Raw genomic sequence first — 11,279 nt, forward strand, 5'->3', positions numbered from 1 at the left:
CTCGACGGAGCCCACGGGGGAACAGCATGAAGGGCTTCCTTCTGGCGTTGGCTTGCGCGTGTGTGCTGCCGGCCGCCGCCGCGCAGGATTTATTGCCTGGCCCTGCGCCCGGAGCCCCGGTCGCCGCGACGGACTTCCTGGCCCTGGCCAAGCGAGTGGTCGACGCCGCTTCGCGTCCCGCTGCACCCTGGAACGGGCCACGCAACGGGCCACCTGCGCAATCTGGAAAACACATCGCGGTCGTCACCGAGGATTTGCGCAACGGCGGCATCCTCGGTGTGGTCGATGGTGTGCTGGAGGCGGCCAAGGTGATCGGCTGGCGCGTGAGGATCTTCGATTCCGCGGGTGCGCCTGACCTGCGGCTGAAGATGCTCGCGAATGCGCTGGCAAGCCACCCCGACGGTCTGATCCTCGCCGGCGGCGACGCACGCGCGCTGCTCCCCGCACTGCGGCCGTTTGCCGAGAACAACATCCCGATCGTCGGCTGGCATGTCGCGGCCCGTGCCGGACCGGTGCCCGGCACGCCCGTGGCGATGAACGTGGCGACGGATCCGCTCGAGGTCGCGCGCGTGACCGCGCTGGCGGCCATCGTGCAGTCCGGCGGGCATGCGGGCGTCGTCATCTTCACCGATTCCAATTTCCGAATTGCGCAAGGCAAGGCGGATGAAATGGCTGCCGTCGTTCGCGCGTGCAGTGGCTGTACCCTGCTTGAAGTGCGCGACGTGGCGATTTCGCGCAGCCGGGAACTGGTGCCGGGGACGACACGCGCCCTGCTCGCGCGTTACGGCCCGCGCTGGAACTGTGCGCTGGCGATCAACGACATCTACTTTGACTACGCCGCCCCGGTGTTGACTCAGGCGGGAATGCCGAACGCTGCAATGATCATGCTGTCGGCTGGCGACGGCAGCGAGTCCGCCTTCCTGCGCATCCGCACCGGCACGTTCCAGACCGGCACCGTGGCCGAACCCCTGAATCTGCACGGCTGGCAACTGGTCGACGAAATGAACCGACTTTTCGCGGGCGTCGGCGTCACGGGTTACGTGACGCCGGTGCATCTCGTGACGGCGGACAACGTCGCCGCGGACGGCGGCGATCGTCTACTCTACGACCCTGACAACGGCTATCGCGACATTTATCGTCAGATCTGGCAACGACCGTGAAACTGCCTTTCCCACAATCGCTCACCGCTCAATTTGCGCTCGTTGTTTCGTGCCTGGCCGCGCTGGTGGTCGTCGTCGGAGCCACGACGATTTACTCGTTGACCGGTTCGGCCCAATCGATCCGTCAGCTGGCCGAAGAGCGGCTCACGCGCCTCGCGGATGCGCAGGATCTGGTACAGCACACGCTGACGATCGAACGCCTCGCGTTGCAGTTGTCTCGCGACGATACGATCGATGCCGTGCGCGAGACCCATCGGCATGTGCTCGAACAGCTGGCATCGTTCGACCGCCTGGTTGACCGCCTGGCCTCCGCGGCCGCAAGCGACGACCCGGGGGTCGACGCGCTGACGCTTTATCGGTCGAGCCAACGCTTTCGCAACATCGCCAACATCGAGGCGCAGGTGCGCGAGACCGCGCTCGGCCCCCGGGGTGCGCCGGCGGATGGGCAGCGGCCGGGCGTGTCGCTGACCAGCCTCGACAAGGACCTGCGCGGCGCGGCCGAGGCTCTGGCCGTCGCGGCGCAACGGCAGTCCGATTATTTGACGCGCGACTACCGCGAAGCAGTCCAGGATCTGGCCATTCGCGCAGATCGCACACGCAAATGGGTGGCGGGTGGAGTCGCGGTGAGCCTGCTGCTCACCTGGCTAATCGCCCGCGAATTCCTCGGGCGCCATGTCGTGGCGCGCCTGCGCCGCGTCAGTCACTTTCTGCGGCACGGCGATGCCGGACGCACGCAAGCCGGAGTCCCCGTGCACGGCGGCGACGAGATTGCCGATATGGCGCGCGCAGTCGAGCAGTTCCTTGAAGACCGGCGCCGGCGCCGCCAGGCCGAGGATGCGTTGAAGGAGCTCAACGCCGGACTCGAGGCGCGCGTCGCACAGCGCACGGCCGAACTCAGTACGGCGCTTGCGGGTCAGGCGGCCGAGATCGCCGAACGTCAGCACGCCGAAGATGCCGTCCGGGAAAGCGAGAACTTTCTTAACAGCATCATCGAAAACATCCCGGACACGATCTTCGTCAAGGAGGCCGCGACCTTGCGCTTCGTGCGCTGCAACAAGGCGGCGGAGCAACTTCTCGGCTACCGGCGCGAGGAACTCCTCGGCCGGTCCGTCCACGATCTGTTTCCCGCGGAGGAGGCTGAATTCTTCGCGCTCAAGGATCGGGCCGTGCTGGAGTCGCATCACATGATCGACATACAGGAAGAGCCGGTTCATACGCGACATGGCGTGCGCCTGGTGCACACGATGAAGATCCCGATCGCCGATGTGCGCGGCGTGCCGCAGTTCCTGCTCGGCATCTCACGCGACATCACGGAGCACAAGCATGCCGAAGCGGAATTGCGGCGCTACCGCGAGCACCTCGAAGACATGATCCGCGAACGGACAGCGGAACTCGCCGTGGCCAAGGAACATGCAGATACGGCCAACCAGGCAAAAAGTGACTTTCTCGCGCACATGAGCCACGAACTGCGTACGCCGCTGAACGCGATTCTTGGTTACGCGCAGATCCTCACACGCGACACGACTCTCGATCAACAACAGATCGACGGACTCGCGGTCATCCAGCGCAGCGGCGAACACCTGCTGACGCTCATCGACGACATCCTGGATATAGCCAAGATCGAAGCTGGAAGAATGGAACTCAATCTTTCCGACGTTCCGCTCGAACAGTTCGTCTGCTTTGTCGCCGAGACGATGCGGGTCAAGGCAACGGAAAAGGGACTCGCCTTCGATTGCGACATGCCGCCCGATCTGCCCGCGGCTGTCCGGGTGGACGAAATACGGCTGCGTCAGGCGCTGCTCAACCTGCTTTCCAATGCGATCAGATTTACCGAGCAGGGGAGCGTGCATCTGAGCGTCGCTTTTACGCCGCCCGCGCGACTATGTTTCAAAGTGCAGGACACCGGCATTGGGATAGATGAAGGGCGCCTGGAGGAAATCTTCAGGCCTTTCGAGCAAGTGAGCGACGACCGGCATCGCTTTGGCGGCACGGGGCTCGGGCTCGCCATCAGCCGGCAACTCGTACGCCTGATGGGCGGCGACATCCATATCGAGAGTCGCCGCGATATTGGCAGCGTCTTCTCGATCGAACTGGATGTCCAGGTGGTGGCGCCCCCGGCGGCTGTCGCCGCGTCCGGACGGATCGTGAGCGGCTACAAGGGGCCGCGCAAGGCTATCCTGGTCGCGGATGACGTGGCGGAGAACCGTGCCGTGATGGTCGATATGCTGAGGCCGCTCGGATTCGACATGGCGGAGGCTGGCAATGGATCCGAAGCTCTGGAGAAAACCCGCTCCCTGCATCCTGCGCTGGTCCTGATGGATGTGGTCATGCCCGGGATGGACGGGCTCGAAGCCACGCGTTGCCTGCGCCAGATGCCCGAGTTCCGGGATCTGCCCATCGTCGCAGTCTCCGCAAGCGCCGCGGGGACCGATGCGGCGCAAAGTCTCGCGGCCGGCGCAAACGCTTTTCTTGCCAAACCGATCGAATTCGGCCGGCTATTGTCCCATGTCGCGTCGCTCATGAATGTCGAGTGGATCGACGAAGCGAGCAAGGCGCAAGTCACTGGCGCGGACCACACGGCTGTACCCGCTGCCGCTCCTTTTACCGCGCCCTTGATGGCACCGCCGCAGGGGGAGATCGAAGCGCTGCACTACCTGGCGCGACTCGGCGACATGCGTGCCATCGTGCAACACGCCCGACACTTGAGCGAGCTCGACGAGTGCTATCGACCCTTCGCAGACCACCTTTGCCGGTTGGCGAAGGCTTACCGGTCCAAGGCGATCCTCAGCTTCGTCGAGCAATATCTGGAAAGGAGGCTACCGCGGTGATTCGCGCCTCAGAACCTGCACCGCATCATCCTTCGTTTTCTACTCGACGATCATTCCGTGCCGGATCGCGTACCGGATCACCTCAGCGTTGTTGGAAAGCCCGAGTTTCTGCATCAACCGCATCTTGTGTGTGCTGATCGTTTTCGCGCTGAGGGCACATGCCTGGGCAATTTCATTGATGCTCCTGCCTGCCGCGAGCATCTGCAGGACCTGGAATTCGCGGTCCGACAGTACTTCATGCGGCGGGACGTCGCCGCGCTGTGTATCGAACACCATCGCATCGACGAGCTTCGGATCGATGAAACGGCCGCCGTCCGCGAGCTTGCGGATTGCCGCGAGCAGCACCTCCGGGTCACTGTCCTTGGTCAGATATCCCGTTGCTCCCGCGCGCAGCGCGCGAGACGCGACCTGAGCCTCGTCGTGAATGCTCAGCACCAGCACCGGCAACGAAGGATGTTCCGCCCGTACCCTGCGGATCAGAGCGACGCCGCTGATGCCGGGCATCGTCATGTCGAGCAATAGAAGATCGAGCGCGCACGAGCGCAGCTTGTCGATCACTTCCGCTCCTTGCGCCGCTTCCGCCGCAACGACGATATCGCTCGTGGTCGCGATGATCTGTCTGAGTCCGCCACGGACTATCGCATGATCGTCCGCAATGAGTATCCTGATCATGTTCGAGCTCCGCCATCGAGCGGAATATGAATCGAAACCATGGTGCCCGCGCCCGGCGAGCTGTCGATCGAAAGCGATCCGCCGATCAGCCGCGCGCGCTCGTTCATGCCGAGCAGGCCATATGAATAGTTGCGACTCACCACTTGCTGATCGAAGCCGCATCCGTCGTCACGCACATGCAGCAAGAGCTGTGAAGCCGTCGAAACAAGCGTCACCTCGACACGTGTGGCGGCGGCATGACGTGCGACGTTCGTCAGCGAAGCCTGGGCAATGCGGAACAGGGCCGTCGCGTGGGCGTCGGACAGCGTAGGTTCGCCGCCTTCGATGCGCAATTCACACGCAATCGCATTGCGGCGGTTGAACTCGTCGACAAGCCATTCGAGCGCAGACACGATGCCGAAGTTAAGCGCCGCGGGCCGCAGGTGGCTCGCGACATTGCGCACCATCGAGATCGTGCCTTCGACCAGTTGGCGCATATCGTCGGCTTTTTTTGTCGCTTCCGCGTCGTGCGCGATGCGCATTTTGAGCAGAGACACGTCCATCTTGAGCGCGGTCAGCAATTGCCCCAGCTCGTCGTGAATTTCCATCGCAATGCGCTTTCTCTCCTCCTCGCGAATCGCCTCCATGTACGCGGACAGTTCGCGCTGCTGCTCGCGCGATTCGACGAGTTCCTGTTCCATCTGCTTGCGCCCCGTAATGTCATTCAGGCCCACATAGATCGCGGGAGAATCGTCGTAAGTCGCGGCGCGCGCCGTCGCCATCGCCCAGAACCGGGTACCGTCCTGGCGCCGGAACTGTATCTCCGTGTTGCGCAAGCCACCCTTGGTCCGCAGATGTTCGATCAGACGCTCGCGCTCGCCCCGCTCGGCGTAGAAATCCGCGATATTGGCGGACAAGCCTTCGTCCATGCCGAAGAGTTCGCGCAGCGGCGGGTTCGTGTACAGGATGTGCCCATCCGGCATCGAGGTGATGCACAGCGGCACCGGACTCGTTTCGACAATCGCGCGAAAGCGAGCCTCGCTTGCCTGCAGGCGCGCGTCCGCGCGCCGCCGCTCGTCGATCTGCGCCCGCAAGTTGGCGTTGGCGCGCGCCAGCTCTTCGGTGCGCAATGCGACACGTCGCTCCAGATCGTCGCGCGCTTGCGATAGCGCGGCCTCCGTTTCCTTGCGCACGGCGACTTCCGCCAGCAGTTGCCGGTTCTGCGCGAGAACCTGCTTGTGCATCACCCGCAGCTCGAGGTGCACGCCAACGCGCGCGACCATCTCATCGACGCGCAATGGCTTGGTCACATAATCGACACCGCCCACCAGAAAGCCTTCGACGCGGTCCTCGTTGTCCATCAGCGAGGTCATGAATATGACGGCGATATCGCGCGTGCGCTCATCGCGCTTGAGGCGCCGACAGGTCTCGAAGCCGTCGATGCCCGGCATCTTCACGTCGAGCAGGATCACATCGGGCTGCGAGAAGGCTGCGCGCTCCAACGCTTCGATACCGTCGAGCGCCACCAGCACGCGAATGCCGCGCGCCTCGAGACTGTCGACAACCACGCCGAGATTCCCCGGCGTATCGTCGACGATCAGAATCGTGCCCGTATACGCGACCGGAGCGGCGAGATGGCTCATGATGCGGTGTTCCCTTCGAGATACCGCTCAGCGGGTTGCAGGAGCCCGCTCCACCATGCGTCGAAAATGTCGAGCGCCATATATCCCCGCGAGTGCCGCCGTTGTGGTCGTCCTATTCTGCACTCGATGCCGGCGCCTGGTCCATCACGCCCGCTCCGGGTTTCAAACGTCCAATGAAACGGCGCGCCCCGTGGCCTCACAGCCGCCGCATGCGTGCCTGTAAGCAGTTGCGCGCCTGGCCGGCGTTGCCGTTCGCTAGTGCGACACCTCGCCCGCCACCGCGATCAGTCGGACCGTGCGCGGCAAGGTCAGTTCGTCGATGAGGTCGGCCACCTCGCACAGCGCGCGAAAATCATACTCGTCGATCTGGTCCGCGTGATTGCGCCGCAACTCGCGCATGGCTTCGCCCAGGCGCCTGAGCGCGTTGGTCGTGCTGTCTATCAACGGCCAGCAGTGCATCAAATACGCAAGCGATGTCACGCTGCGCGTCTCGCACCAGGTGTCGAACAGTCGCAGACATATCGCGTCGATTTGCTCGATGACGTTTTCCCGTTCCGATAGATAGCCGATCATGTTGCATCAATTCGACATTGCATTTCGATGGCTCATCATCTACGAGCAGAATGTGTGTCGCATTCAGCGCAAGCTGGAAAATCAGGGTGTGACTTCCTGATTCGCGTGTCAGGAAATCCTTAGTGTGATTCATGGCGAAAGCCCCCGCAGATGGGCAAGGACCCTTAAATGCCGTTCTACATGCTGCTCCGGTTCAGGAAGTCCTGACGGCTGAAACCAGTGATTCCTGAAACGACATTCCGGCCGGTGCCGATTGGACGCACGCACCGATCGCCATAGCATCGAATCATCGTGCATCGCGGGGAAAATCATGGCGGGCAACAGATCGCTGCGTTCTCAGGTCGAAAAACTCGTTGGCCCGACGGGGGGCCGAGGGGCGCGCGTGCGTCTGCTGAACCGCTCGCGCTCGGGTGGAACATGCCGGGTGTGCATTCAAATCGATCTGCCGACCGGGGCGTTTTCACTCTTCTTCTTTCGCCATGCCGACGGCGCATGGCACGTGTTTCCGCCGGGCCAGCGCCGTCCGGAAATGGGGATAGGCCGCATGGCGGCCTGATCGTTCAGCCAGCCGGGGAAACGCACATGCACGACGATGCTTCGAACACACTGCCGCAGGACGTGATAGAGCTGCGCGCTTGGCTCAACGACTGGTACGACCATGCATTCGCCGTAGGCTACGTCCATCCGCCCTTCACGCTCGATGAAGCGACAGCCGACCGGCTCGAAGGCTACTTCAAGGCGGGCCTGACGCCGGCCGAAGGCGCAATTTTGTTCTTTGGCGTCGTGCATTGAGAGGCGAGCGATGAAGGCGAAAGACGGTGAAGTCAATCAATGAAACATCACATTGTCGGGCGTTATCGCGGATTCGTCATCGAAGCGCACATGGAGCCGCGGACGGCCCGTTTGTCCGTTGGAATCGCGCTGACATATCGCGTCACGTGGTCGTTGCGTAGAAGGACACGAAAACAGCACGTCACCGGTGACTTAGCCGATGTCGTTACCTACGAGTCGGAAAGTGTTGCTCTCACGTGCGTCGACCGCAAGGCTCGCGCTCTTATCGATGCCATGCTGGCGAATCAGGAAGCGTTAAAAACCGTGGGGCTGTAACCCTGATGCCTGGAAGGCCCGCGCCTCGCGCAGCGTCACGCGGACTCGAACGGTCATGCAAGAAAAACGGCTCGACTAGCCGCAGACATCCCTGCCGAGATACGCAGCGACCGCGCCTGTCACGGCGAAGCCAGGCAACTCCTCCGGCGACGCCAGATGCGCGGCGACGATCTCGCGATTATCGAGCCGCAGTTCGGGTAGGCAATCGAGGCGCAGTTCGAAGAAATGCACCCGGTCTCTTCGCCCGTCCCACATGCCGGCGGCGCTGCCTGCTGGCAGTAAGGGGTGAGACGCAAGTCCGATCTCCTCCTCCATCTCGCGCAGCGCCGCAGCAGCAGGTGTCTCACCGGCCCGGATACTGCCGCCCGGGAACCCCCATTCGGCGCGGTACGACGACTTCAGCAGCAACAGCGACTGACCGACGTAGATTGCTACTAACGCGCCCTCATGGCGAGGACGTCGAAGGTGCCACCACGCGCGGGCGAGCGGAAATCCGAGGCGAAGCGCCATGCGCCAAACAGAGTCGATCAGCGCAGCCACCCGGGCGCGCTCAACGCTCGGCATGAGGTTTATCCTTTCCTTTCATTGTCAACGGAGCTTCCGATTCGCCAGCACACCTCCCATTTCGCTGCCGGCCGCCGCCGGTCCCACGGCGGGCGACCAGCCTCGTCCCGGCTCCAGATATCGCGGATCGAGAGTGGCGATTGCGGTTCGCTGACGCCCCCGGCGTTGATGAGCCTGACGGCCCCCGTGACCGGGTTGACAGCGACACTGAAAAGAATGGCGGCATCGCGTATCGGCTGGCCGGTGTCCGGCGTGACCACTCCCAGGGTGCGCACCTGAATATCGTTGACGAACGTCGGCGTGCTCCAGCTCGCGCCCTTATCCGTGGACTTCATATAGCCGATGCTGAGCCCCGAGTTGGTGACACTGATTGCAGTGAAGAAGTCACGCAGGGTCCCATCATGCAACACCCGTACAATGTTCTTGATCGTCTGCGCCTTCGTGCCCGGTTGATAGATCGGGGCGGCCGTGCTCCAGGTCACGCCGTTGTCGATGGATCGCGAGAAGAAGCTCGGGCCGGTGAAATTGAACTTGAAGACCGGAGCACCACCCGCTGCACCGTTGCGCAATTGACGCGCGATCTCGACACCGTCGTTTCCCGCGAGCATCTGATCGCCGGCCTGGGTTGGCGGGAAAACGCTCAATTGATCCCACACCGCATGGACGTAACCGTTCGCCGTCGGATCGGCGGTGAGCGAGTTCTTGTCATTGAGCGCGTGCGGCGAGTTGGTGCGGATCAGCGTCATGGGAGCCTGCCAGCTCGCGCCGTGGTCGACTGAGCGGCTGACCAGCAAGGCGCTATTGCGCGCCCCAAACGGAGTGGTCGGCTTCATCGGGTCCAACACCTACGACAAGAAGAACGCGGTTCCGTCTTGCGCGAAGTCTACCCACGGATCGGAGGCGCGACGGAATTTGCCCCCGGTGCAATCGGTAACGCCGGATGGGATCGTATTGGTCCATGTGCTGCCCGCATCGGTGGAGACGACGCCGACGAGTCCGCGTGAGCCACCGTCGTCCCAGCGGTCCTGCTGATGGCCGACGAGTAGGCGGGACGCCGCCACCCATGGCTCGATCGACGTGGCCGGAAACAGGACGCTCCCGAATGCGGACTCCTGTGCGTTAATCTGGTCCGCAGTGCATCCGCTGAATGGATCGCCCGCGGCCACCGTGACGAGCGGGCCGACCACTTGCGCCTCGGCACCTGGGACGATCGCGCACGTAAGAAGCGCGATGACGCTGCCACCTGCAAAGCCGCTGGAAGTAGAACGGGATAGCCGTCTGAAAATCGATGTCATGTCGTGCCTCGCGAAAAGGGTAATACGCTTGCGCATTGGCGGGCATCCGTCACCGGCACCCATGTGAAAACCGATTGTTCTTGCTACCGCCCCTCGAGAGTTGCATCGATGCACGTCCGATGCCCAACCATGGAGACACACTAGGACGCGGGCGCCGGATTCGTGTGAAAAATTCCTGACGGATGCTATTTGGGACGCCCCATCCTTATTTCTATTGATGTGGTATGGGGCTTGCAGAAGGACGATGGAAGCATGTATGCGCTTGTAGAAGCAGCATGACGCCTCAAATCAGATTCGATGGCACAACTGCCGCCGATCAGGTTCATGGCAGAAAAGAGGTCACTGCATTGGCGCCCTGGTTTTAGATGACCGGGCCGGACGACATTGACGAGGTGAACTGGCGAGATGTGTCTGACCGGAACGAGCGCCGCAACGCGGTACTATCGGCGCACGGCGCGTGCCTCGATCTGCGTCCGGCTTCGCCGTTATCTGGTCGGGGAACCCGCAGAGCTTTCGAGCCTGTTTAGAGGCCCGGCAGTCCACGTGTGCGCGATACTTCGAAGAGTCGCAGATGAAATGGCCATTGAGATGGATCAGCGCGATCATGGCAGCCTTCGCGGTCGCTGTCCTGCTTGCTCTACCGCTGCCTGAGTCCGTCGACCTGACGACGAAGATTGTCACCGTGATCTTGATCGAGCAACCGGATTTGGTCGTTTTCGACTACGTGACGACACCCGCGCACTGGCCCGATTGGCACCCGTCTTCACTATCGGTAAGGGGGGCAACCGACCACCCGTTGAGCGTTGGCGAACAGGTCGTGGAAGAATTTCGCGTGGCGGGTCGGCGGGGAAGCGTCGTGTGGACGGTTGCTGTGCGGGACCGTCCGCGCAAATGGGTCATCGTCGGCACGATAGATGGCAAGTCCGCCGGCGCGGTGAGCTACTCCCTGAGGCCCGTAGCGTCCGGGACGCGATTTGAGCGTGAGTTCGTCTACCGCTCCCCGTCACTATGGTTTGCAGCGGTGAATGTCTTGTTCGTGCGCGCGCGAATCCAGCAGGAGTCCGAAGAGGCAGTCGCGCGGCTGAAGAAAACGTTGGAAACGATGCCGTAGACCGGAGTGCACCGGCAATCGGATGGCTCGCCTGGCGGATGGCATGGAAAGGGACGAAAGACAGCCCGCGGGCCTTGCAGCGCCGAGCCGACGCAGGACTGTCTTGTGGTCGAAGTAGACCATTTCGCAGACCAGATCGGCGCCGTCGAAGACGTGAATCAATGCGCTCTGTACTTCCATCGGCTTGCTCGTATCGCGGTTTGTGGAACGTGGCTAATGTGAATGGCACTTACTTAAGCCCGTGGAGCGTGCCCATATTTTTGGACGCGCTCACGTGCGATGTGACGAGGCTCTTTCAGCCATGGGTAGGACTTCGGTCTTCGTTTGCGCATTCGTGGTTCGATGCG

General features: G+C 62.5%; 12 protein-coding genes. 6 read left to right on the top strand and 6 right to left on the bottom strand.

Annotation, left to right across the window (positions count from 1 at the left end; all coding sequences use genetic code 11):
• The first annotated feature begins 26 nt into the window (after positions 1-26).
• Both F6X37_RS27925 and F6X37_RS27930 read left to right on the top strand, forming a co-directional pair.
• Positions 27-1,160 (top strand): substrate-binding domain-containing protein, encoded by a 1,134-nt coding sequence (locus F6X37_RS27925; protein ID WP_187613532.1) that lies wholly within the window; start codon positions 27-29, stop codon positions 1,158-1,160.
• Positions 1,157-3,988, top strand: a complete 2,832-nt coding sequence (locus F6X37_RS27930) for an ATP-binding protein (protein ID WP_187613533.1) — start codon at positions 1,157-1,159, stop codon at positions 3,986-3,988. The genes F6X37_RS27925 and F6X37_RS27930 overlap by 4 nt, the downstream gene beginning before the upstream one ends.
• A gap of 39 nt (positions 3,989-4,027) precedes the next feature.
• Here F6X37_RS27930 and F6X37_RS27935 read toward each other — a convergent pair whose 3' ends face one another.
• The 3 genes from F6X37_RS27935 to F6X37_RS27945 form a co-directional block, all read right to left on the bottom strand.
• A complete protein-coding gene (locus tag F6X37_RS27935) occupies positions 4,028-4,660 on the bottom strand; it encodes a response regulator transcription factor (protein ID WP_090811083.1) in 633 nt (210 codons plus the stop codon).
• Positions 4,657-6,282 carry a response regulator gene (locus F6X37_RS27940; RefSeq protein ID WP_184068252.1) on the bottom strand — a complete coding sequence of 542 codons (1,626 nt, stop codon included), beginning with the start codon at positions 6,280-6,282 and terminating at the stop codon, positions 4,657-4,659. Before F6X37_RS27940 ends, F6X37_RS27935 begins: the two co-directional genes overlap by 4 nt.
• Before the next feature lie 255 nt (positions 6,283-6,537).
• Positions 6,538-6,855, bottom strand: coding sequence for a hypothetical protein (locus F6X37_RS27945; RefSeq protein ID WP_187613534.1), 318 nt, complete (start codon positions 6,853-6,855; stop codon positions 6,538-6,540).
• A 310-nt stretch (positions 6,856-7,165) separates the two neighbouring features.
• Here F6X37_RS27945 and F6X37_RS27950 point away from each other — a divergent pair, with 310 nt between their 5' ends.
• The 3 genes from F6X37_RS27950 to F6X37_RS27960 are packed head-to-tail and all read left to right on the top strand — an operon-like array spanning position 7,166 to position 7,962.
• The gene (locus F6X37_RS27950) at positions 7,166-7,411 is read left to right on the top strand and encodes a hypothetical protein (protein ID WP_026226136.1); all 246 of its coding nucleotides are present in this window, start codon (positions 7,166-7,168) and stop codon (positions 7,409-7,411) included.
• Positions 7,412-7,437: 26 nt separating this feature from the next.
• Positions 7,438-7,647, top strand: a complete 210-nt coding sequence (locus F6X37_RS27955) for a hypothetical protein (protein WP_090811076.1) — start codon at positions 7,438-7,440, stop codon at positions 7,645-7,647.
• 39 nt (positions 7,648-7,686) lie between these two features.
• Entirely contained in the window at positions 7,687-7,962 is a 276-nt protein-coding gene (locus tag F6X37_RS27960) for a hypothetical protein (RefSeq protein ID WP_262420048.1), read from the top strand.
• A 75-nt stretch (positions 7,963-8,037) separates the two neighbouring features.
• On the opposite strand, the gene F6X37_RS27965 is transcribed toward F6X37_RS27960, so the two are convergent.
• From F6X37_RS27965 to F6X37_RS37190, 3 genes are read right to left on the bottom strand one after another with little or no spacing between them, the layout of a single operon-like run.
• Entirely contained in the window at positions 8,038-8,526 is a 489-nt protein-coding gene (locus F6X37_RS27965; protein ID WP_187613535.1) for an NUDIX domain-containing protein, read from the bottom strand.
• Between the two features lie 5 nt (positions 8,527-8,531).
• Entirely contained in the window at positions 8,532-9,359 is an 828-nt protein-coding gene (locus F6X37_RS37185) for a sialidase family protein (protein WP_262420049.1), read from the bottom strand.
• 12 nt (positions 9,360-9,371) lie between these two features.
• The gene (locus tag F6X37_RS37190; RefSeq protein WP_262420050.1) at positions 9,372-9,857 is read right to left on the bottom strand and encodes a hypothetical protein; all 486 of its coding nucleotides are present in this window, start codon (positions 9,855-9,857) and stop codon (positions 9,372-9,374) included.
• A gap of 535 nt (positions 9,858-10,392) precedes the next feature.
• On the opposite strand from F6X37_RS37190, the gene F6X37_RS27975 reads away from it, so the two are divergent.
• A complete protein-coding gene (locus F6X37_RS27975; protein ID WP_187613536.1) occupies positions 10,393-10,932 on the top strand; it encodes an SRPBCC family protein in 540 nt (179 codons plus the stop codon).
• The last annotated feature ends 347 nt before the right edge of the window (positions 10,933-11,279 follow it).

This window comes from Paraburkholderia sp. 31.1, from assembly GCF_014397645.1.
In the GTDB taxonomy this organism is placed as follows: domain Bacteria; phylum Pseudomonadota; class Gammaproteobacteria; order Burkholderiales; family Burkholderiaceae; genus Paraburkholderia; species Paraburkholderia tuberum.